Consider the following 21,847-nt stretch of genomic DNA (forward strand, 5'->3'; position numbering starts at 1 on the left):
CGCGCGGGGCGCCCGGCTCTGCTCCTGACCTCCCGCCGCCACATCGATCTCCTGCGCGTCTGCAGCGCGGCAAGCCCGCTCCACTGACGGACGGGTGCCCACGGCACCCTCCCGCGCACGGGCAGGACCGCGCCGCCGGCCGTCCCTCCCCGCCTCCCGTGCGCCCTGCGCCGCCCGCGCGCGCACCTCCAGCCGGATCCGGACCCAGGGAGACACATGCCCGCCGCACCCCTGACCAGCCCGCCGCCCCTGCCCTCCTTCCGGGGCAGGATCGGCTGCGACGCGAACAGCGGCTACTACGCCGTCGCCCGCCGCTACCGCCTCCACCTCTCGCCGTCCTGTCCGCACTCGCTCCGTCTCGCCGTCGCGCACAGCCTGCTCGGCCTCGACGACACCCTCCCGGTGACGCTGCTCGCGCCCGTGCCGGACGGGCCCGGCGGCGAACACCTGGCGCTGCGCCCGCTGTACGAGGCCAGCTCCCACCACCACCCCGGCCCCGCCACGGCACCCGTGCTGAGCGACGACTGGACCGGACGGATCGTCAGCACCCACGCCCCGGACATCCTGCGGGACATGGCCCGCCACTTCGGCCGGGACCGCCGCGAGCTGTGGCCGCGCGGCGCGGACGCGGAGATCGCGGCCGTCGAGCACCTGTGCGCGTACGGCGTGGAGGAGGCCGCCCAGAGCGCGGGCCGCGCGGGAGCCGGAGCCGGCGAACGCCGGACCGCGCTCGCCCGGCTGCTGGGCACGCTGCGGCAGTGGGAGGCACGGCTCGGCTTCCACGACTACGTCCTGGGCGACCGGATGACCGTGGCCGACGTGCAGGTGTGGGTCACCCTGGTCCAGCTCGACCTCGTCCACCGCCGCCACCTGGACGCCGCCGCCGTCCACCGCATCGCCGACCACCCGCACCTGTGGGCGTACGCCCGCCGGCTCGCCGCCCACCCCGCCTTCGGCCGCCACCTCGACCTGCCGGGCATCGCCCGCCGTCACCACGCGCGCTGCCAGGGACTGGAGGCCGCGGGCGCGGCCGTACAGATCCTGGACTGGGCCGCCCACATCGCGGACGGGACCGGCCGCTCCTCCTCCCTCTGCCGTCCCTGACACCCCGCCCGCACCGGCCCTCCGCACGAGGGCCGGCCCTTCCCGGCCCCGACGAGAAAGGCACCGCCTCCCGTGTCCCCCTCCGCACCCCTGCACCTCGCCGTCGCCCTGGACGGCGCGGGCTGGCACCCGGCCGCCTGGCGCGAACCCGGCGCCCGCCCGCACGAGTTGTTCACCGCCGGCTACTGGGCCGACCTCGTCACCGAGGCCGAACGCGGCCTGCTCGACTTCGTGACCTTCGAGGACGGACTCGGGCCGCAGTCCTCCCACCCGACGGAGCCGGACGACCGCACCGACCGGGTCCAGGGCCGCCTCGACGCGGTCCTCGTCGCCGCCCGGGTCGCCCCGCTCACCCGGCACATCGGGCTGGTGCCGACCGTGATCGCCACCCACACCGAGCCCTTCCACTCGTCCAAGGCGATCGCCACCCTCGACTACGTCAGCACCGGCCGCGCCGGACTGCGCCTGAAGGTGACCGCGCGCCCCGACGAGGCGGACCACTTCGGCCGCCGCGCCTTCCCCCGGCTCACTCCCGACCAGTGGGAAACCCCCTCCGGCCGTGAGCTGTTCGAGGACCTCTTCGCGGAGGCCGCCGACTACATCGAGGTGCTGCGCCGCCTGTGGGACAGCTGGGAGGACGACGCCGAGATCCGGGACGTCGCCACCGGCCGCTTCATCGACCGCGACAAACTGCACTACATCGACTTCCAGGGCCGCTGGTTCAGCGTCAAGGGCCCCTCCATCACCCCTCGCCCGCCGCAGGGCCAGCCCCTCGTCACCGCGCTCGCCCACCGGAGCGTGCCGTACCGGCTCGTCGGCGGCTCGGCCGACATCGGCTACGTCACCCCGCGCGGCGTCGACGACGCCCGCGCCGCCGTCGCCGAGATCCGCGCCGCCCAGAGCGCGGCGGGCCGCGCGGCGGAACCGGTGCACGTCTTCGGTGACCTGGTCGTCTTCCTCGACGACAGTGCCGCGGCCGCCGAGGACCGCCGGGCCCGTCTGGACGACCTGGCCGGACACCCGTACACCAGCGACGCCGACATCTTCACCGGCACGCCCGCGGGGCTGGCCGACCACCTCCAGGAACTCGCGACCGCCGGACTGGCCGGCTTCCGGCTGCGCCCCGGCGCCATCGGCCACGACCTGCGTCAGATCACCCGGGGACTGGCACCGGAACTGAGACGCAGGGGCGTCTTCCGGGACACCTACGAGGCGGACACCCTGCGCGGCCTCCTGGGTTTCCCCCGCCCCGCCAACCGTTACGCCGCCTGAGGAGCGCGCCCATGAGCAAGCCGCTGAAGCAGATCCACCTCGCCGCCCACTTCCCCGGCGTCAACAACACCACCGTGTGGAGCGACCCGAGGGCAGGCAGCCACATCGAGTTCGCCTCCTTCGCGCACTTCGCGCGCACCGCCGAACGCGCCCGTTTCGACTTCCTGTTCCTCGCCGAGGGACTGCGGCTGCGCGAACAGGGCGGCAAGATATACGACCTCGACGTCGTCGGACGGCCGGACACCTTCACCGTGCTGTCCGCGCTCGCCGCCGTCACCGACCGCCTCGGTCTGACCGGCACCATCAACTCCACCTTCAACGAGCCCTACGAGGTGGCCCGCCAGTTCGCCACCCTCGACCACCTCTCGGCCGGGCGGGCCGCCTGGAACGTCGTCACCTCCTGGGACGCCTTCACCGGGGAGAACTTCCGCCGCGGCGGCTTCCTCCCCGAGTCCGAGCGCTACTCCCGCGCCAAGGAGTTCCTGGCCACCGCCACCGAACTGTTCGACTCCTGGCGGGGCGACGAGATCGTGGCCGACCGGGCGACCGGCACCTTCCTGCGCGACGCCAAGGCCGGCGCCTTCGTCCATCAGGGCCGGCACTTCGACATCCACGGCCGGTTCAACGTCCCGCGCAGCCCTCAGGGCCGGCCGGTGATCTTCCAGGCCGGCGACTCCGAGGAGGGCCGTGAGTTCGCCGCCGCCGCGGCGGACGCGATCTTCAGCCGGTACGCCGACCTCGACTCCGGTCGCGCCTTCTACACCGACGTCAAGTCCCGCCTCGCCAAGTACCGCCGCCACCCGGGCCAGTTGCTCATCCTGCCCGCCGCGACCTTCGTGCTCGGCGACACCGACGCCGAGGCCGAGGAACACGCCAGGGAGGTACGCCGCCGGCAGGTCAGCGGCGCCACCGCCCTCAGGCACCTGGAGTTCGTCTGGAACCGGGACCTGTCCGGCTACGACCCGGACGGCCCCCTCCCCGACATCGACCCCGACCTCTCCGGCCACCACATCGCCCGGGGCCGCGCCCAGGTCCGCATGTACCGCGACCCGCTGGCCACCGCCCGCGAGTGGCGGGAACTGGCGGCGGCCCGCAACTGGTCCATCCGCGACCTGGTCATCGAGACCGGCAACCGGCAGAACTTCGTGGGCTCCCCGGACACCGTCGCGCGCACCATCGACCAGTACGTGCAGTCCGACGCCGCCGACGGCTTCATCCTCGTCCCGCACCTCACCCCGGGCGGACTGGACGAGTTCGCCGACAAGGTCGTGCCGCTCCTCCAGGAACGCGGAGTGTTCCGCACCGAGTACGAGGGCACCACCCTGCGCGACCACCTGGGCCTCGCCCACCCCGACGCCGCGGCCGCCGAGCGGGCGGCCTCATGACGCTTCCTCGCCCTGGATCCGCGTACGCCGGGAAATACACGTTGTCGCGCCCCTGACAAGCGCAAGGTTTCGTGGCACGCTGCCTCACGCACGTCTATCCGCACCGCTCTTCGCACCCCCACCCTGCCCGGACGAGGACGTCGGGGCACGGCAGAAGGAGACATGCGTGAGACGCCATCGCACCGCCGCGGGCATTCTGCTGACCGTGGCCGCCCTGTTCACCGGCGCCCTCGTCGAGGCCGGAGCGGCCACCGCGGCCGACGCCGGCACCAGGCCGGCACAGTCCGCCCGCCCCACGTCCCCGAGCCCCGCCCGGGGCTCCGGCATACCCGCCCGCACGCCCTCCCTCGCCGAACAGCGCGCGTCCCGCACCTTCTGGACGGCCGAACGCATGCGCGGCGCCACCCCGCTCGACCTGCTCCTGACCCCGCGCGCCGCCCAGCGGCTGAAGACCCCCGGGGCTGCCGAGGGACCGGTGACGACCGTCGCGCCCACGGCGGCCCCCGCCGCCTTCCCGCAGGCGGGCGGCCCGTGGACCGGCGGCGGCGCGGTCGTCAAGACGTCCGGACGGGTGTTCTTCACCTTCCAGGGCCGCACCGCCTCCTGCTCCGGCAACGCCGTGACCAGCCAGAACGCCAGCACCGTCATCACCGCCGGCCACTGCGTCAAGTACCAGGGCAGCTGGCACACCAACTGGGTATTCGTGCCCGCCTACGACAACGGCAACGCGCCGTACGGCCAGTGGACCGCGACCAAGACGCTCACCACCCCGCAGTGGGAGGCGAGCGAGGACATCAACCACGACATCGGCGCGGCGGTCGTCGCCCCGCTGAACGGACAGCGGCTGACCTCGGTCGTCGGCGCGCAGGGCATCCAGTTCAACGGCGGCTACAACAAGCCGATGTACGCCTTCGGCTTCCCGGCCGCCTCCCCGTACGACGGGAGCAAGCTGATCTACTGCAGCGGCAACAGCTCCAGGGACTTCCTGCTCTCGCAGGACCACAGCCTCGCCTGCAACATGACCGGCGGCTCCAGCGGCGGCCCCTGGTTCACCGGCTTCAGCGAGGCGACCGGGCAGGGCTTGCAGGTCTCGGTGAACAGCTTCGGCTACACGTTCCTGCCCAACCGCATGTTCGGCCCGTACTTCGGCAACGAGGCCAAGGCCCTGTACGACAGGGCCCAGATCTCGTAGAGCAGATCCGGCCGGCTCGTGAACCGGATGCCCGCCCCGCGAACACGAGCACCGGCCGGTCACGGACCTACGTGCACGTACGGCGCCCACCTCGTCACGGCCCGGGGTTGCTTCGCCCGTACGGCCCGTACCGCGGCGTGCAGCGCGGCCGCCGGGTCGGGCGAGGTGTCGGGCCGGGGCGGGCAGGGCAGGTCCTCGTACACGAGGCCGGCGACGTCCGGTGCGAGGGTGTCGTCGATGGACCACAGCGTGCCGATGACGTCCGGGAAGCCGGCGAGCTGGAGGGCGGCGGCGAAGCTGATCGCCTCGTCGGCCAGGACGATGCCGCCGCGCGAGGTCTCGCAGGCGGAGAGAAACGCGAACCGGGCGTGCGGCAACCGGAGGCTGGCGATGTCCCGCAGCGTCAGCGGGCCGTCGTGCAGGATCAGCGCGCCGCGCGAGGGACGTCCCAGATCCTGCATGCCGTGGCAGGCGAAGTGGGCCCAGGAGCAGCGGCCGAGCGCCTCCCGAACCGAGGGCGCGGTGGCGGCCGGGCCGGTGAGGAGCTCGGCGTCCGGGTGCCGGTGGTGCAGCTCCCGGGCCTCGCGCTCGGCCGCCGGGAGGTCGGCCCACCCGGGAGTCGAGGGCAGGGAGACGATGAGGCCGCGGGCGCCGTGCCCTCCGGCTGAGGACCGCTGGTGGTGCGGCGGCTGGTTCCGCGCGTGCAGCAGGGCGCGCAGCGTGGGCGTGTAGGAGGAGACGACCCGGTCCAGCACGGCGTCGCCGCCGTCGTGCGGGACCTTGCGCCCCGCTGCGTGCAGCGGCAGCAGCGTGAACAGGCCGGTGGGACACCACCACAGGCGGGGCCACTCCGCCCCGGGGCGTGGCGGCTCGGTATGACCCAGCGCTTCCAGCACCGGCTCGGCGACAGCGTCCCACAGCCAGGTGAGGGTTTCCTCGATCGTCGTTCGCGCCGTCAGCGGCGAGGTTTCCCCACCGACGGCTCTGGTGAACCGGTCGACGTGCTCGGCCAGTTCGACGTCCTCCAGCGCGAGGGTGAGGACCCGCACCCCTGCCGTGGTCAGGAGGAGGGCGTGGCAACCGTGCTCGCTCGCGCTCAGCAGCACCACCGGTCCGCGGTCCGCGGCGGCACGCAGGGTGTCGAAGGAGGGCGGACGCAGGAAGCCGGCGAGCCCGGGCAGTTCGCGGATGCCGGAGAGGAGTTCCTCCCGCTGCCGGGCGAGGGCCGCTCGCCGCTCGTTCGCCCGTCGCCGGTCGTACACGTCCGCCGGGGCCGAGCCGTACGGGCTGTCCGGCAGCCGGTCCAGTTCGTCGAGCACGTGACGCAGCTCGTCGGCGAGCCGAGATGCCTGGGCGAGCAGCGCCTCGTGGTCGGCGTGCTTCTCCAGGGCACGGGCGAGCAGTGACTTGTGGTCGGTGCGGGTCTCCAGGGCTTGGGCGAGGAGGATGCCGCGGCCCTGTTCGAGGAGTTCCACCGCGCGTTCGGCCTGACCGGCCCGTACGGCGACGGCGGCCGCGTGCGCCACCAGGTGAGGGAACTGCGCGATCAGCCGTTCCCGGTCGTCGCGCCGCAGGCCCCGCCAGGCGGTCAGCTCCAGCTGCTCCAGGGCGAGGGCGAAGGACTCGACGGCGCCGGCGAAGTCCTGGGCCTCGGCCGCGATGTGCCCGGCGGCAGCGGCAGCCCGGGTGCGGTCCCGGGCCGGCGCGGAGTCGACGGCGGAGGCGGCGCGCAGGGCGCGAACGGCCTCGTCGCGGTCGGCGAGGTCCGCGGTGGTGTCGAAGCGTTCCCGCAGCAGGAACCCCAGCGTGGCGAGGACGTCAGTGCGGTCCGGATGGTCCTCGGGCAGGAGCGCGTCGGCCTCCTGCAGCGCCTCGACGGCCTCGCCCAGGACGTCGGGCTCGGAGAAGTGGCGGGCGTACTTCCGCAGGGAGTCGGCGAGGCTTCGGAGCAGGTTCGGCCGCTGATAGCCGTCGGGCGAGCCGGCCAGGAGCGCGGCCCGGGCGACCGCGACGGCTTCGGTCAGGTCGCGTGGATCGCGCTGGTGTGTGAAGCGGGCCTGGAGGGCGACGGCGAGAAGACGCAGGGAGCCGGGCCGGTCGGGGTGACCGTCGGCGAGGAGGGAGAGGGCGTCCCGCAGCACGGTGACCGCTTGGTCGTAGCGGTCGGCCTCCGGGGGGAGGGATCCGGGGTGACTCTGCAGCGCGGCCGCCAGGTTCGTCAGCCGGCTCGGCAGGTCGGGATGGTCGCGCGGGGTGATGCGTACTGCCTCGAACTGTGCTTCGAGCGCCTCGTTGGCGGAGTCGACGCGGCCGGTGTGGTGGTAGTGGTGGCTGAGCGCCGAACTGAGGTTGGTGAGGAATGCGGCACGGTGCGGGTCGTCGTCGGGGGCTTCGTACGCTGCCTCACGGAGGGCTCGCACCGCGAGGTCGAGCTCGTCGAGGTCGCCCGTGCGCTGGTACATCCGGATCGCGATGTGCCCCATGCCGGAGGAGGCCTTCAGCCGGCACGGGTCGCCCTCCGGGATCGCCTGCGCGGCCTTGACCGTCACGAAGAAGGCCCGCTTCAGCGAATCCGCGTTCCCGGTGTACTCGTATCGGCGGGTGAGGACGTTGCCGAGCGTGATCAGGGACTCCGCCCACGTCACATCCTCGCGCGGATTGGCGCGCGCGGCGAACAGGCACACGGCGACGGCGTCGTCGAGCAGGCGCGGGTCTCCGTTCGTCTCCGCTTCCTTCAGCAGGTGGACGCCGTGCGCCGTGTAGGCGGCCAGTTCGCGCGTCGACAGCCCCTCGCTCACCGGGTTCCCCTGCCCCGCGTACATCTCCAGCAGGGCATCGGGCACGTGGTGCGGGGCCACCTGGCTGACCAGCCGGTAGAAGAACAAGGCACGGTCGGCGTCCTGGCGCACCCTGTCGTACTCGAAACGCGACCAGTAGAACGGTGCCAGCAGCATGGCGATGTTGAGCGCCCGCGCGCTGTCCACCGCCTCCGTGCAGGGCGCGTACCAGTCGACGGAGTAGTACAGGCGCTCGGTCAGTCGCTCCGCCTCCGGTTCACGCAGCACGGCCGGATCACCCTGGGATGTGAAGGAGTTGAATAATTCCTCCATGTCGAACGTGAGTTCCTCGATGCTCATTGCCCCCCCAGGCGGCCGCGTGGAATGCCGCCGAACTCATGACTCACTCGGTAGACGAATGAGACTATTCGGCAGAAGGCGCGTGGGGGAGGGGAATGGGTGGATGAGCTCATGTGGGTCTGCGGTCGCCTGCCGGAGGCGCGTGCGCGGGCGACCGAGGAGGGGTGGGGGCCGGAACTGGCCCGTGTCCTGGACGATGTGCGAGACGGTGCGCGGCCGGTGACGGCCGTCGTCGAAGTGGTCTACGGGCACCTGGGCCTGCCGGTGCGGTCACGGGGATACGCCCCGGTCCCCGGCCAGGAGCCCGCGCCGCCACCGCCCGGAACCTACACCTGTCCGGGCCGGCACTGCTCGCGCACGGAGGTCCGCGAGCCGGGCGGCCCGCTGCCCGAATGCCTCGTGTTCGACGAGCCGATGTCCTTCCGATGAACGCCTTCCTGTCCGAGCTGGGCAAGAAGCTCGCCGAACGGTGGGTGAGCCTCCTCGCCCTGCCGGGCGCGCTCTTCACCGCTCTCACCGCGGCGGGTTCCGTGCTGGGCCACCGCGACGCCCTCGACTGGCGGCGGCTGGTCCGTGCCGCCGAGGACTTCACGGCTCACTACGACCACCGTCCGGTGTCGGCCGTCCTGCTGGCCGCAGTGCTCCTCGGGGCGGGCGCGGCCGTCGGGTTGCTGGCGCGCGGGCTCGGCGCCGTGGTGGAGTGGGTGTGGCTGATGTCGGGCCCGGCATGGCTGACCGACCGGTTCGTCCGCCGGCGCCGCGACCGGTGGAGGGGCGTTTCAGGCGCCGATCGCGCCGCGCTCGCCCACGCCCGCAACGCCATCGCGCTCACCTTGCCGGACAGACCGACGTGGATCGGTGACCGGCTACGGGCCGTGGGGGTCCGCGTCCACGGCCAGTACGGGCTCGACTTCCCCTTCGCCTGGCCCCGGTTGTGGGTCCTCCTGCCGGACAACTGCCGCAACGACCTGATCACCGCACGCGATGCGCTGACCGGCGCTTCGACGCAGAGCGGCTGGGGCCTGCTCTACCTCTCCCTGGGCACGCAGTGGTGGCCCGCCGCCCTGGCCGGTGCCGCTCTCATCCTCGTCGGCCGGCGCCGCGGCCGGGAAGCGGCGGCCAACCTGGCGGACCTCACCGAATCGGCCGTCGACCTCTACGCGGCCGACCTCGCCCTGTCGCTCGGCGTGGAGCTCCCTTCCGGTCACGTCACACCCGCTCTCGGCAGACAGATCAGCGAACGCCTCCGCAAAGGGGCGTGACCTTACGGGACACTCCCGCCGTCAGTCCGCGCGGTCTTCCCGCAGCCGTCGGGCCGGATCGACCACCACCTGCGGGGCCGCCGCAGCCGCCTGGCCGGCTTCGACGGCGGCGGGGCGTCGGCTGTCTTCACGCCCCGGCCGCCGCGGTCGACCGCCCGGTGCCGGCTCCCGGAGGTGAACAACGGGTCACGCTGAACAGCAGCAGCCGGACGTAGCCGCGCGTGCGCAGCACCGCCGGCACAGTGGGCTCGGCCGGCGCGAGCGCGGCCGGTCCCGCCACCCCGGCGCCGGGGCGGTTCACCGGGTGACCCACCGGGCGGTCCGTCGGGTGACCCACCGGGCGGTCCGTCGGGTGACCCATCAGGCCGTCCGTCGGGTGACCCGTCCGGGGACCCGTCGGGTGATGCCTCAGGCGGCACGCCGGGTGGCCCCCCGGGCGACCGCCGACAGCAGGGACCCGATGGCCGCGCCCATCGCCAGGTACACCACCGCGCTGCCCACCTTGGCGTCCATCGGCGCCCCCGTACGGAACGGGAGCAGCATCATCGCCATCGTGACCAGCGCGATGATCCAGCCGAAGAACCGGGCCGGCTGCGGGGTGCTGAGGATCAGCAGATGCAGCAGCGCCGTCGCGGCGAGCGCGGCGACCGCCGCACCGGCCGCCAGCAGCCCGGTCGACGCGTCACCCGTCGCGCCGGCCCCCCGCGGGGCGAACACCGGGATGGCGAGGGTCCCGCGCACCACCAGTACGGCGGCCACGGCGGTGAGTCCCGCGACCCCGGCGGTGATGACACCGCCGGCCCACAGCCGGACGGCGTCGAGCCGGGGCGCGGGCGGCGGCGGGGCGTCCGTGGCGGGGCCACCGCCGTACGGCGTCTGCTGCGGACCGTAGGGCTGGTTCGAGGGCTGCACGTTCGGTCTCCTCGCTCGGTACGGGGTGCGCTATCCGTACCCCCTCGCCGCCGGGGCACCGCCCGCGCTGGCCCGTTCGGGGCAGCCGGGTGCGCACTCACCGGGCAGCGCGCACCCCACCGATCCCGCCACCGATCCCGCACCCACCCAGCCCGCGCGCACCCCACCCCGGGCGCCGCCCGCCGAACGGGCGCACGTGACGGCGGTGTTCGCCTGCGCGACCGCTACGCGGCCCGGTCGGTGCCGCGAACCGCACGACCGAACCGCATCACGGGACCGCACCCCGAGACCCCACCACCGGACGACCGGCCCCGTGGCCTGAACCGGCCGAAGGCGTGGGACGGCGCACGCACGGTTGCGTACGGCGCAGAGCCCGGAGCAGGCGGCCGCCCACGCATGCGCCCTGTCCGGGGTGTCCGCCGGGCGCCTACAGTGTGGCGGCACGCCTCCGTACCGGCCCGCTGGTTCCGGGCGGAGCAGCCGGCAGCGACGGGCCGCCGACCGCCGCACCCCAGACACCACCCCGTGAGTTCGCTCGGGCCGCGACCGAGTGCGCGCGGCACCGTGCGCTTGGAGAACCACTGGAGGCCGCCGTGTCCCGACCGTGCATCGCCCTGATCGCCGACCCCACCTCACCCGAGGGCTGCGCCGACTACCTGGCCCGGGCCGTGGAACTGCTCACCGGCGCCCCGCCGGTGCGGATCGACTCCCGGCACTTCGCCGCCGGCGGATCCGGCCGTGCCGCCCGCGCCGGAGACCGGTTACGGCTGCGGGTGCCCGCGGAACGCCTCGACGTCGTGCCCGACATCGTCGTGCTCTACGAGATCCCGCCGCACCGCCGCCGCGCCCTGGCCGCCTTCCAGCGGCTGCTGCGCGAGCACGACGTGGTCACCCTCGGCACCGGGACCGCCGCCTGGCGCACCGCGACCGAGAAGGACCGCACCGTGGAGCGCTTCCGCCGCGACGGCATCGCCCACATGGAGACCGTCGTCCTGTCCCGGCCCGCGCCGCACGAGGCCGCCGCCGCCTTCGACAAGCTGGGCCGCGACACCTGGGCCCGGCCCGTGATCGGCACCGGCGGCGACGACACCTTCCACATCACCACCGAGGAGCAACTGGAGCACGCCGCCGCCTACTACGCCGAGCGCGACACCGACTGGCTGCTGTCCCGCGACGCCGGCAACTTCCGGCCCGACGGCCGCCGCCACCAGTTCCGGGTCTTCGTGCTGCACGACCGGGTGATCCACGCCCGCGAGCACATCCAGCCCGAACCCGACACCCCCTGCAACACCTGCCAGGGCGCCACCCCGGTGCACATCGCCCCCGCCGACCTGCCCGCGCCGCTGGGCCGGCTGGCCGTCGCCGCCACCGCCTCGGTCGGGCTGCCGTTCGCCGGCGTCGACCTGGCGATCGAGAACGGCGGCGTGGTCTTCGAGGTCAATGTGCATCCCGCCTTCGTGAACGGCGAACTCCCGCTGGTGGCCGTGCCGTACATCCAGGCGCACCTGTCCGCCCTGTCCGCCCGCCGCGCACCGGCCCCGGACCGGCGGCTGCCCGCCTGAGCCCGGAGCGTCGTGACCCTCGGCGAACCTCACGCCTGGGTTACGAAACGCGCAACCTCTGGTATCAGCGCGGTGAGAGAGTGACGATAGGGCCATGACTCTGGCCCAGCGCGCCCTGCGGCAACTCGAGGCCTGGCCCGACCTCACGGCGGGACCGGCCAGTTGCGGCACCGGGCGGGCACTTCGCACCGCCCACAGCGAGATCGCCCACTTCCATTCCGACCGCGACGTGGACCTTCACCTCACCAGCCGGGCCCTGCGGCGCTTCGCCGCCGACCTCGCGGAGTCGACGGCGATACGCCTGCTGCCCGGCTCCCGGTGGGTGACCGTCCACCTGGACTGCGACACGGACGTCGACCTGCTCCAGACCCTGGTCAGTGTCGCCCTCAAGGCCCACCAGGGCGGACCCGCCCCGGAGGACCTGCCGCCCGGCGGCTGCAACCTGCACCGGGTCACCGTCCTCCCGCGCGAGGGGGCGGCCGCCGCCGCGCCCCGCTGACCCGCCGGGAGATCCGCCGCTTCACCCCGTGACCGGCGTGGACCGCACGGCCGGACCCGCCCTCGGGGAGAGACTGCTGCCGCACGGCGCCGACACCGTCGTCCTCGACGGGGCCGGCGCGCCGCACGCGGGAGGAGCACCGAAGTGACGGGCTGGACCTGGACGTACGAGGGCTACGAGCCCGCCGACGAGCGACTGCGCGAGTCGCTGTGCACGCTCGGCAACGGCTACTTCGCCACCCGCGGCGCACTCCCCGAGTGCGTCGCGGACGACATCCACTACCCGGGCACCTATGTGGCGGGCTGCTACAACCGGCTGACATCCCATGTGGCAGGGCGCAGCGTCGAGAACGAGGACCTGGTCAACCTGCCGAACTGGCTGCCGCTGCGGTTCCGGCTGCGCGGCCGCCCCTGGCTCACCCCCGAGACCGCGACCGTGCTCGAACACCGCCAGACCGTCCACCTGGACTCGGGGGTGCTGGAGCGCCTGACCCGCTACGGCCTGGGCAACGGGCGCTCCCTGACGGTGCGCCAGCAGCGGATGGTGCACATGGGCGATCCGCATCTGGCGGCCCTGCGCAGCGAGTTCACCGCCCACGGCTTCAGTGGTGAACTCCACGTCGAGGCCGCCCTCGACGCCGGCGTCACCAACGCGGGCGTCCCCCGCTACCGGGACCTGGACGGCCGGCACCTCACCCACGCGCACACCGGCACCGCCGCCGGCGACACCGTGTGGCTGCGCTGCCGCACCCGCACCTCCGACATCCGCGTCGGCATGGCCTCCCGGCTCACCGCCGAGGGACCCGTGACGATCCGGCACGCCCGGCCGCGCACCACCCAGCGGGCCCGGCTGCGGCTCGCCCCCGGCATCCCGGCCACCGTCGACAAGACCATCGCCCTGCACACCTCCCGTGACCCGGCGATCAGCGACCCGCTGCACGCCGCGATCGCCCGGGTGGGCCGGGCCCCCGGCTTCGACGATCTGCTCGCCGCCCACCGGATCGCCTGGGCGCAGCTGTGGCGCCGGGGCGACCTGGACGTGCCGGGCGAGGCGGGCCGCATCCTGCGCCTGCACCTCTTCCACGTCCTGCAGACGCTCTCGCCGCACACCGCCGACCTCGACGTCGGCGTCCCGGCGCGCGGACTGCACGGGGAGGCCTACCGCGGCCACGTCTTCTGGGACGAGCTGTTCGTGCTGCCGTATCTCAACCTGCGCTTCCCGGAGGTCTCCCGGGCCCTGCTGCACTACCGGCACCGGCGTCTGGAGCAGGCCTGCACCGCCGCCCGGGACGCGGGCCGCCGGGGCGCGATGTATCCGTGGCAGAGCGGCAGCGACGGCCGGGAGGAGACTCAGCAGCTGCATCTGAACCCGCGCTCGGGCCGCTGGCTGCCGGACCACTCCCATCTCCAGTACCACGTCGGCTCGGCGATCGCGTACAACGTGTGGGAGTACTGCGAGGCCAGCGGCGACACCGAATTCCGGCAGAGCAAGGGCGCCGAGATGCTGCTCCAGATCGCCCGGTTCTGGGCGGACGCGGCCACCTGGGACGAACACCTGGGACGCCACCGCATCAAGGGCGTGATGGGCCCCGACGAGTACCACGACGCCTACCCCGGCGCCGCCACGCCCGGCCTCGACGACAACGCGTACACCAACGTCATGGCCGCCTGGGTGCTCACCCGCACCCTCGACCTGCTGGCCGCCCTGCCCGAGCCGCGCCGCCGCGAACTCACCGAGCGCACCGGCCTGGACCGCCCCGAACTGGAACGGTGGGAGGAGGTCTCCCGCACCCTCCACGTGCCCTTCCACGAGGGCGTGATCAGCCAGTTCGAGGGTTACGGCGAGCTGGCCGAACTCGACTGGCACGGCTACCGGCAGCGTTACGGCGACATCCGCCGCCTCGACCGGATCCTGGAGGCGGAGGGCGACACCGTCAACCGCTACCAGGCCTCCAAGCAGGCCGACGTCCTCATGCTCGGCTACCTCTTCTCGCCGCCCGAACTCCAGGGCCTGTTCGACCGGCTCGGGCTCCGCCTGGACGAGGAGACCTGGCACCGCACCGTCGACTACTACCTGCACCGCACCAGCCACGGCTCCACCCTCAGCGGGCTCGTCCACGGCTGGGTGCTGGCCCGCGCCCGGCGCGCCGAGGCCTGGCAGTTCTGCCAGGAGGCGCTGCGCGGCGACATCGCCGACGTGCAGGGCGGCACCACCGGCGAGGGCATCCACCTCGGCGCCATGGCCGGCACCCTCGACCTCGTCCAGCGCGGGCTGACCGGTCTCGCCACCCGCAGGGGCGCCCTGTGGCTGGACCCCGTCCCGCTCCCCGAGCTGTCCACCTACGGCTTCTCCCTGCGCTACCAGGGCAACTGGGGCGTGCGGCTGCGGCTGCGCCACTCCCAGCTGGAGATCACCCTGCCCGCCTCCGACACCACCCCCATCGACGTCCGCCTCCCGGACCGCGCGGTACGGCTGCATCCGGGGGAGACGGGGAGACTGGTGCTACCGGACTGACTGCCGGGCCCCGGCCCGGCCGGACGCGCGGGGGTAGTCTCCGGTACATGCGGATCTCCGTCTCCTCCGACATGGACGAACCCGTGGCCCGGCTCCTGGTCGGTGAGCTGCGCGGCCGGGGCCACGAGGTGGTCACGCACGGGGCGCTGCGCCCCGGGGACGACCCCCAGTGGGCGGCCTGCTCCGCCGCGGCGGCCCGCGACGTCGCCGACGGCGCGGCGGACCAGGCGGTCGTGTGCTGCTGGACCGGTACCGGCGCGTCGATCGCCGCCAACAAGGTGCCCGGCGTCCGGGCCGCCCTGTGCACCGACGCCTACACCGCCGACGGCGCCCGCCGCTGGAACGACGCCAACGTCCTGGCCCTCAGCCTGCGCCTGACGTCCGAGCCCCTGCTGAAGGAGATCCTCGACGCCTGGTTCGCCGCCGGCCCCAGCGAGGACCCGGAGGACCGCGAGAACGTCTCCCGCGTCGCGGGGCTCGACGAGCACCGCGCCGGCGGGCAGGCCACGCCCGGGACGGACGGCCGCTGACATGCCGGTGCGCGGGACCCCGGGCGGGGTCCCGCGCACCGCGTACGCCGGGATCGGGAGCCGACTAGAACCGGTCGCCCTTCGGCTTGCCCCGCTGGTCCGGGGTGCCGTGCGGGGGAGGACTGAAGGGCTGGGGCGAGGTCGCCGGGGACACGTGGGACCCCACGCGGCCCTGGGCCTGCTCGGGGCGCAGGGCCGACGGATCACCGGAGGTGGGCTCGGCGCCCGAGTGCAGCTGCTGGAGGCGGGCCGTCAGCAGCTCGGTCACCGGCAGCCGGTCGGCGTGGGTCCGCTCGTACGCGATCAGCTCTTCCACTTCCTCGGCGCTCAGGGAGCGCACCCGGCTCTCCAGCCCGCCGATGGGCAGGTGGTCGTAGTCGGGCAGGGGCAGGGAACTGCGGCCGGGCTCGGCCATGGATCTCACTTCCTCCGTAGTGTGCCGGGACACGTGCCGGGACATGTGCCGGGTCACTTGCCGGGGCCGCCTCCGCCCCAGGCGCCGCTGCTGCCGGGCGTCCAGCGCGGCCGCGTCTGCGCGGAGCCGGTCTGGGTCGCCGAGTTGCCGAAGCTGCCCATCTCGTGCGGCAGGAGCGGGCGGCCGCCCTTCGGCACCCGGGGCACCTCGCGGGGTTCCCGGTTCTCCCTGGTCTCGTGCACCGCGCCGCCCGGCGGCAGGTGCGGCTGCTCCTCCGGCCGCGGTCGCGACTGCCGGAGCCTGATACGCGTACCGAGCCAGAAACCGCCCAGCAGCAGCACCAGCAAGGCGACGGGGACGACGAACATCCCGATGCTGAGCAGTCCGCTCGGCTCGGCCAACTGCATCGTTGCGGTACTCATACCGTGCGAATACCCCTCAATTCGGTCATGAACCGGATCGGCGTGCGCGCGCCTCGCGCGTCCTGGCGCGATTGGCCTTGCGAATCGCGTCCAGCAGCTCGCCCTTGGACATCCGGGACCGCCCCGCCACGTCCAGCCGCTTCGCCACCTCGTACACGTGTTCCTTCGACGCGTTCTCGTCGACGCCCTCGCCGCTGCGGCCGCCCATCCGGCGCGGCCGCGCCGCCCGCGGGTCCGAGGGGCCCCGGCGGCCGCCCTCCTTGCGCTCCCAGTGGTCGCCGATCTTCTCGTACGAGTGCTTCAGCGCGCTGTAGGCGACGCGGTGCGCCCGCTCGCCCTCGCCGTACTGCTCCACCGCCGAGTCGTGCGCCTTGATCCAGGTCCGCCGGGCGTCCTCGGGCGAGCGCTCCAGCGTCGACGGCAGTTCCTCTCGTCCTGGCATCCGCCGCACCTCCATCGAACGCCGGATCGGGGCCGCCCGAGTGCCCGGGCGCCGAGGTCGAAAACCCCGCCGTCACCCGCCCTGCCGCGTTTGACGGACCGCGCGGCGGCTACCCGCGCGGTGTGACTTCGACGCCATCGCGAGCAGAACTCGTCCGGTTCCTTGAGGACCGGTTCGTCTGCGCGCAGGCGTGCACGGAGTGTGCGCGGGCCTGCGCGCTGCGGGCCAGTCTGGTGGACCCGGACGGCAGCGCCGAGCAGGAGCTGGTCCGGCGCAAGGGGATCATGTGCGCGGAGGTGTGCGACGCCACGTGCAGAGTGCTGGCCGAGCAGAGCCAGGTCGACGAGACCGGCCTGCGCGTCCAGCTGGAGTGGTGCCGCACCGTCTGCCTGGAGAGCGCCCAGGCCTTCGACGGCCGCCCCGGCGCCGAGGAGGCCGCCGAGGCCTGCCGGGCCTGCGCCCGCGCCTGCGACGACTTCCTCGCCGGCCTGGGCTGACCCGCCTTCCGGACCCGCCCGAGGGCCCGCGCGGTCCGCGGCGTGCTCCAGAACTCCGACTTCGGCCGGGACGCCTGGGGCCGGCTGCTGCGCACCGCGAGCTTCGTCGGCACCACGACGTACGGCACCACCGAGGCCGCCGGACGGGCCGGCGCCCGGGTCCGGAAAATCCACCGCGTGCTCCCGGCGACCGATCCCGACACGGGGGAGCGCTACCCGGCCGACGAACCGGCGCTGCTGCTCTGGGTGCACCGCGCCGACACCGACTCCTACCTGCACGTGCTGCGGCGCTCCGGCCACCCCCTCACCGACGCCGCCGCCGACCGCTGCATCGCCGAACACCGCGTCAGCGCCCGCCTGGTCGGCCTCGACCCGGAGCACGTGCCGGCGGACCGTGCGGAACCGGCCGCCTCCTTCGACACCGTGCGCCCCGAACTCGCCGCCGGACCCGAGGCACGCCAGGCGGACGACTTCCTCCTCCGCCCGCCGACGCACCCCCTGCACCGGTCGGCACGCGCGGTGCTGTGGCGGCGCGTGGCGCGTCTGGCGTACGACTCCCTGCCCCCGTACGCCCACGCCCTCTACGGCAGACCGACCCCCGCACCCGATACCGTGACCCGGCGACTGCGCCTCACCGGCACCGCCCTGCGCGCCGTTCCCGCACGTCTGCGCCGGCAACTGCCCCCCAAACACCCCCTGCGGGCGATGGCCGGACTCGGACCCGCCGCCCGCCCGGCACCGTACAAAGCCGGCCCATAGCCCGCCATACTGGGCGGGCCAGGGGAGGGCGCGGACCACCGACGGGGGCGACGGCACGCGATGGGGGAGACCAGGCTGATCCAGGGCCGGTACCGGCTGCTGGACCTGATCGGGCGCGGCGGCATGGGCGAGGTGTGGCGGGCGCGCGACGAGTCGCTGGGGCGGCAGGTCGCCGTGAAGTGCCTCAAGCCGCTCGGCGAGCAGCACGACCACTCGTTCACCCGGGTGCTGCGCGAGCGGTTCCGCCGCGAGGCGCGCGTCGCCGCGGCGCTCCAGCACCGCGGCATCACGGTCGTCCACGACTTCGGCGAGTGCGACGGGGTGCTCTTCCTCGTCATGGAGCTCCTCCAGGGCCGCGACCTCAGCCGGCTCCTGGAGGACAACAAGCACCATCCGCTGCCCGTCGACGAGGTCGTCGACATCGCCGAGCAGGTCTCCGCCGCGCTGGCCTACACCCACCAGCAGGGCATCGTCCACCGTGACCTCAAGCCCGCGAACATCGTGCGGCTCACCGACGGCACCGTGAAGCTCTGCGACTTCGGCATCGCCCGCCTCGGCCACGACATCGGCTTCACCTCCCGGCTCACCGGCACCGGTGTCGCCATGGGCACCCCGCACTACATGTCACCGGAACAGATCGGCGGCGACGGGGTCGACCAGCGCAGCGACCTGTACTCCCTGGGCTGTGTCCTCTACGAGATCGCCACCGGCGTCCCGCCCTTCGACCTCGACGACGCCTGGGCCATCCTCGCCGGCCACCGCGACACACCCCCGCGCCCGCCGCGCGGCCACCGGCCCGACCTGCCCGCCTACCTGGAGCGGATCATCCTCGACCTGCTCGCCAAACGGCCCGAGCAGCGGCCCGCGGACGCCCGCGAGGTGGGGCGCCGGATCAGCGTGGCCCGGAACACCCCGCCGTACGCCCCCACCGTCATGGCCTCCGCCGGCGTCGCCCTCGCGGCCGGGCAGCGGCCGCTCTCCTGGACGCGCTTCACGACCACCGGCCCGGTCGACGAACCCGCCGCGCCGCCCGAGCGGCCTCTGCCGTCCCCCGCCGTGCCGCCCCTGCCGCCCTCCGCCGTGCCTCCCTTGCCGTCCCCCGCCGTGCTCGCCACCCTCGCCCGACGCCACAACGCGGGCCTCAGCCTGGGCCGGCTCGGTCGCTGGGAGGAGGCGGGACGGGTGCACCGGGCGGTCGCCGCCGAGCGCGAGCACCTGCTCGGCCCCGACCACCCCGACACCCTGGACAGCCGCCACCAGGTCGCCCTCGCCCTCAGCCACACCGGCCGCGCCGCCGACGCGCTGCGCGAGTACACCCACGTCGCCCGGCTCCGCGCCCGGGTGCTCGGCCCCGACCACCCGGACACCCTCGCCGCCCGCCAGGAAACGGCGCACGTCCTCGGCCGGCTGGGACGCCCCCTCGACGCGGACCGGATCTACACCGCGGTGCTGGCCGCCCGGGAGCGCACCCTGGGCCCCGACCACCCCGACACCCTGCGCTGCCGCCACAACCTCGCCTTCAACCTGGGCCGCCTCGGCCGCCTGGAGGACTCCTGCCGGCTGGCCTGCGAGGTGGCCGGCGACCGCGCCCGCGTGCTCGGCCCCGAGCACCCCGACACCCTCCTCACCCGCTACGAGGTCGCCTACGCGCTCGGCCGGCTGGGCCGCTGGGAGCAGGCCCTGCACGTCTACCGTGAGGTCGCCGAGGCCCGCACCCGCGCACTCGGCCCGGACCACCCCGACACCCTCGCCGCGCGCCACGAGGCCGGCATCAGCCTCGGCCGGCTCGGCCGCAGTGCCGAGGCCCTGCGCCTGTACCGCGACCTCGTCGACGACCGCACCCGCGTCCACGGCCCCGCCCACCCCGAGACGCTGCGTGCCCGCCACGGCCTCGGTGTCAACCTCGGCCGCCTCGGCCGCTGGGAGGAGGCGCTGGTCGAGGCCCGCGACGTGTGCGCCATCCGCGAGCGTGTCCTCGGCCCCGACCACGTGGACACCCTGGTCAGCCGCCGGGAGGTCGCCGTCGCCCTCGGCTGGCTCGGCCGCTGGCACGACGCCCTCGCCGAGTACCGCACCGTCGCCGCCGTCCGCGAACGCGTCCTCGGCCCCGGCCACCCCGACACCCTCACCAGCCGCAACGACGAGGCCCACTGCCTGGAACAACTCGGCCGCGGCCCGGAGGCGGCGGAGCTGTACCGGAGGGCGGCGGACGCGCGGTGGCAGGGGGTGTGAGCGGTGCCCCGGAGGCCGGCGGGCGCTCTGGCGGCGGACGATCACGCGTGCTACCAAGAACCATGCCCGCACCCGCTCGCGCCTACGACGTCGTCATCGTCGGTGGCGGACACAACGGTCTGGTCGCCGCCGCGTATCTGGCCCGCGCCGGACGGTCGGTCCTGGTCCTGGAACGTCTGGGGCACACCGGCGGTGCCGCCGTCTCCACCCGCCCGTTCCGCGGGGTGGACGCGCGGCTGTCGCGCTACTCGTACCTCGTCAGCCTGCTCCCGAAGAAGATCGTGCGGGATCTCGGCCTGGACTTCCGGGTGCGCACCCGGACCGTCTCCTCGTACACACCCGTCGTCCGCGACGGACGCCCCACCGGCCTGCTCGTCGGCGGTGGGGAGCGCCGGACCCGGGAGGCGTTCGCGCGGCTCACCGGCGAGGAACGCGAGTACGCCGCCTGGCGGCGGTTCCAGGAGATGACGGGGCGGGTCGCCGAGCGCGTGTTCCCCACGCTGACCGAGCCGCTGCCCGGCCGGGCCGAGCTGCGGCGCCGCGTCGACGACGAGGACGCCTGGCGGATGCTGTTCGAGGAGCCGATCGGCGTCGCCATCGAGGAACACTTCACGGACGACCTGGTGCGCGGCGTCGTCCTCACCGACGCGCTCATCGGCACCTTCGCCGACGCCCACGACCCCTCCCTGCGGCAGAACCGCTGCTTCCTCTACCACGTCATCGGCGGCGGCACCGGCGCCTGGGACGTTCCGGTCGGCGGCATGGGCGCCCTCACCGACGCCCTCGCCGCCACGGCCCGCGCGGCCGGCGCCGTTCTCGCCACCGGCCATGAGGCGGTGCGCGTCGCCACCGACGGCACGGCCGCCGAGGTCGCCTACCGCACCGCCGAGGGCGAGGGCGTCGCCGCGGCCCGGCACGTCCTCGTGAACGCCTCGCCGCAGGAGCTGGCCAGGCTCACCGGGGACGCGCCGCCCGAGCCCGCCGAAGGCGCGCAGCTGAAGGTCAACATGCTGCTGAAGCGGCTCCCGAGGCTGCTCGACCCGGACACCGACCCGCGCGAGGCGTTCGCCGGCACCTTCCACATCGCCGAGGGCTACCGGCAGCTCGCCACCGCCCACGCCCAGGCCGCCGCCGGCGATCCGCCCCTCGTCCCGCCCTCCGAGATCTACTGCCACTCCCTGACCGACCCGACGATCCTCGCCCCCGAGCTGTCCGAGCGCGGCTACCAGACCCTCACCCTGTTCGGTCTGCACACCCCCGCCCGGCTGTTCGCCCGCGACCACGACACCGTCCGCGACGACCTGCTGGCGCGCACCCTCGCCCAGCTCGACGCCCAGCTCGCCGAACCCCTCGCCGACTGCCTCGCCGAGGACGCCGACGGCCGCCCCTGCGTCGAGGTGAAGACCCCGATCGACCTGGAGCGCGAGCTGAGACTGCCCGGCGGCAACATCTTCCACCGCGACCTGTCCTGGCCGCACGCCCAGGACGGCACCGGCCGCTGGGGCGTCGAGACCCGGCACCGCAACGTCCTGCTGTGCGGCGCGGGCGCGGTCCGCGGCGGCGGCGTGAGCGGAGTGCCGGGGCACAACGCGGCGATGGCGGTGCTGGAGCGGTCCCCGTGACGTGACGGGGATTGCTGCGGCACCGGGCATGACGGCGGCACATGACGGCGGCACCAGGCGGGACAACGGCAGCGGGCGCCACGGCGCAC

At 74.3% G+C, this 21,847-nt stretch carries 18 protein-coding genes and 1 pseudogene; 14 read left to right on the forward strand and 5 right to left on the reverse strand.

Features of this window, described 5'->3' with window-relative positions:
• Nucleotides 1-216 precede the first annotated feature (216 nt).
• The 4 genes from AB0K92_RS21615 (at nucleotide 217) to AB0K92_RS21630 (ending at nucleotide 4,953) form a co-directional block, all read left to right on the forward strand.
• On the forward strand, nucleotides 217-1,104 hold the full coding sequence (locus AB0K92_RS21615) for a glutathione S-transferase C-terminal domain-containing protein (protein WP_365925161.1): 888 nt from the start codon (nucleotides 217-219) through the stop codon (nucleotides 1,102-1,104).
• Between the two features lie 72 nt (nucleotides 1,105-1,176).
• Complete coding sequence (locus tag AB0K92_RS21620) at nucleotides 1,177-2,376, forward strand: LLM class flavin-dependent oxidoreductase (RefSeq protein WP_365925163.1); 1,200 nt, start codon at nucleotides 1,177-1,179, stop codon at nucleotides 2,374-2,376.
• 11 nt (nucleotides 2,377-2,387) lie between these two features.
• Nucleotides 2,388-3,761 (forward strand): NtaA/DmoA family FMN-dependent monooxygenase, encoded by a 1,374-nt coding sequence (locus AB0K92_RS21625; RefSeq protein WP_365925165.1) that lies wholly within the window; start codon nucleotides 2,388-2,390, stop codon nucleotides 3,759-3,761.
• 166 nt (nucleotides 3,762-3,927) lie between these two features.
• Nucleotides 3,928-4,953, forward strand: coding sequence for a peptidase (locus AB0K92_RS21630; RefSeq protein ID WP_365925167.1), 1,026 nt, complete (start codon nucleotides 3,928-3,930; stop codon nucleotides 4,951-4,953).
• A gap of 59 nt (nucleotides 4,954-5,012) precedes the next feature.
• On the opposite strand, the gene AB0K92_RS21635 is transcribed toward AB0K92_RS21630, so the two are convergent.
• Nucleotides 5,013-8,090 carry a CHAT domain-containing protein gene (locus tag AB0K92_RS21635; RefSeq protein ID WP_365925169.1) on the reverse strand — a complete coding sequence of 1,026 codons (3,078 nt, stop codon included), beginning with the start codon at nucleotides 8,088-8,090 and terminating at the stop codon, nucleotides 5,013-5,015.
• A gap of 99 nt (nucleotides 8,091-8,189) precedes the next feature.
• On the opposite strand from AB0K92_RS21635, the gene AB0K92_RS21640 reads away from it, so the two are divergent.
• Together AB0K92_RS21640 and AB0K92_RS21645 are read left to right on the forward strand one after the other, a co-directional pair.
• A complete protein-coding gene (locus AB0K92_RS21640; protein ID WP_365925171.1) occupies nucleotides 8,190-8,519 on the forward strand; it encodes a hypothetical protein in 330 nt (109 codons plus the stop codon).
• A complete protein-coding gene (locus AB0K92_RS21645; RefSeq protein WP_365925173.1) occupies nucleotides 8,516-9,352 on the forward strand; it encodes a hypothetical protein in 837 nt (278 codons plus the stop codon). The genes AB0K92_RS21640 and AB0K92_RS21645 overlap by 4 nt, the downstream gene beginning before the upstream one ends.
• A gap of 408 nt (nucleotides 9,353-9,760) precedes the next feature.
• Here AB0K92_RS21645 and AB0K92_RS21650 read toward each other — a convergent pair whose 3' ends face one another.
• Complete coding sequence (locus tag AB0K92_RS21650) at nucleotides 9,761-10,264, reverse strand: DUF6069 family protein (protein WP_365925175.1); 504 nt, start codon at nucleotides 10,262-10,264, stop codon at nucleotides 9,761-9,763.
• A 593-nt stretch (nucleotides 10,265-10,857) separates the two neighbouring features.
• Here AB0K92_RS21650 and AB0K92_RS21655 point away from each other — a divergent pair.
• The 4 genes from AB0K92_RS21655 (at nucleotide 10,858) to AB0K92_RS21670 (ending at nucleotide 15,369) form a co-directional block, all read left to right on the forward strand.
• Nucleotides 10,858-11,826 (forward strand): alpha-L-glutamate ligase, encoded by a 969-nt coding sequence (locus AB0K92_RS21655; RefSeq protein ID WP_365925177.1) that lies wholly within the window; start codon nucleotides 10,858-10,860, stop codon nucleotides 11,824-11,826.
• A gap of 94 nt (nucleotides 11,827-11,920) precedes the next feature.
• Complete coding sequence (locus AB0K92_RS21660; RefSeq protein ID WP_365925179.1) at nucleotides 11,921-12,325, forward strand: luciferase family protein; 405 nt, start codon at nucleotides 11,921-11,923, stop codon at nucleotides 12,323-12,325.
• A 144-nt stretch (nucleotides 12,326-12,469) separates the two neighbouring features.
• Nucleotides 12,470-14,839, forward strand: coding sequence for a glycosyl hydrolase family 65 protein (locus tag AB0K92_RS21665; protein ID WP_365925181.1), 2,370 nt, complete (start codon nucleotides 12,470-12,472; stop codon nucleotides 14,837-14,839).
• Nucleotides 14,840-14,886: 47 nt separating this feature from the next.
• Complete coding sequence (locus AB0K92_RS21670; RefSeq protein WP_365925183.1) at nucleotides 14,887-15,369, forward strand: RpiB/LacA/LacB family sugar-phosphate isomerase; 483 nt, start codon at nucleotides 14,887-14,889, stop codon at nucleotides 15,367-15,369.
• Between the two features lie 64 nt (nucleotides 15,370-15,433).
• Here AB0K92_RS21670 and AB0K92_RS21675 read toward each other — a convergent pair whose 3' ends face one another.
• Genes AB0K92_RS21675 through AB0K92_RS21685 form a run of 3 tightly spaced genes read right to left on the reverse strand, consistent with a single transcriptional unit; the run spans nucleotide 15,434 to nucleotide 16,648 of the window.
• Nucleotides 15,434-15,784 carry a hypothetical protein gene (locus AB0K92_RS21675; protein WP_365925185.1) on the reverse strand — a complete coding sequence of 117 codons (351 nt, stop codon included), beginning with the start codon at nucleotides 15,782-15,784 and terminating at the stop codon, nucleotides 15,434-15,436.
• A 53-nt stretch (nucleotides 15,785-15,837) separates the two neighbouring features.
• Nucleotides 15,838-16,206 carry a DUF6479 family protein gene (locus AB0K92_RS21680; protein WP_206312981.1) on the reverse strand — a complete coding sequence of 123 codons (369 nt, stop codon included), beginning with the start codon at nucleotides 16,204-16,206 and terminating at the stop codon, nucleotides 15,838-15,840.
• A gap of 25 nt (nucleotides 16,207-16,231) precedes the next feature.
• Nucleotides 16,232-16,648, reverse strand: coding sequence for a ChaB family protein (locus tag AB0K92_RS21685; protein ID WP_365925187.1), 417 nt, complete (start codon nucleotides 16,646-16,648; stop codon nucleotides 16,232-16,234).
• 122 nt (nucleotides 16,649-16,770) lie between these two features.
• Here AB0K92_RS21685 and AB0K92_RS21690 point away from each other — a divergent pair, with 122 nt between their 5' ends.
• The 4 genes and pseudogenes from AB0K92_RS21690 to AB0K92_RS21705 all read left to right on the forward strand — a co-directional run bounded on the left by AB0K92_RS21690 (nucleotide 16,771) and on the right by AB0K92_RS21705 (nucleotide 21,758).
• Complete coding sequence (locus AB0K92_RS21690) at nucleotides 16,771-17,145, forward strand: ferredoxin (protein WP_365925189.1); 375 nt, start codon at nucleotides 16,771-16,773, stop codon at nucleotides 17,143-17,145.
• Nucleotides 17,146-17,172: 27 nt separating this feature from the next.
• Nucleotides 17,173-17,904: pseudogene (locus tag AB0K92_RS21695) on the forward strand (oxygenase MpaB family protein); the annotation flags it as partial.
• A 60-nt stretch (nucleotides 17,905-17,964) separates the two neighbouring features.
• Complete coding sequence (locus tag AB0K92_RS21700) at nucleotides 17,965-20,136, forward strand: serine/threonine-protein kinase (RefSeq protein WP_365925191.1); 2,172 nt, start codon at nucleotides 17,965-17,967, stop codon at nucleotides 20,134-20,136.
• Nucleotides 20,137-20,198: 62 nt separating this feature from the next.
• Nucleotides 20,199-21,758 (forward strand): NAD(P)/FAD-dependent oxidoreductase, encoded by a 1,560-nt coding sequence (locus AB0K92_RS21705; protein ID WP_365925193.1) that lies wholly within the window; start codon nucleotides 20,199-20,201, stop codon nucleotides 21,756-21,758.
• Nucleotides 21,759-21,847: the final 89 nt, after the last annotated feature.

The organism is Streptomyces sp. NPDC052687 (genome assembly GCF_040678395.1).
Classification (GTDB): Bacteria; Actinomycetota; Actinomycetes; order Streptomycetales; family Streptomycetaceae; genus Streptomyces.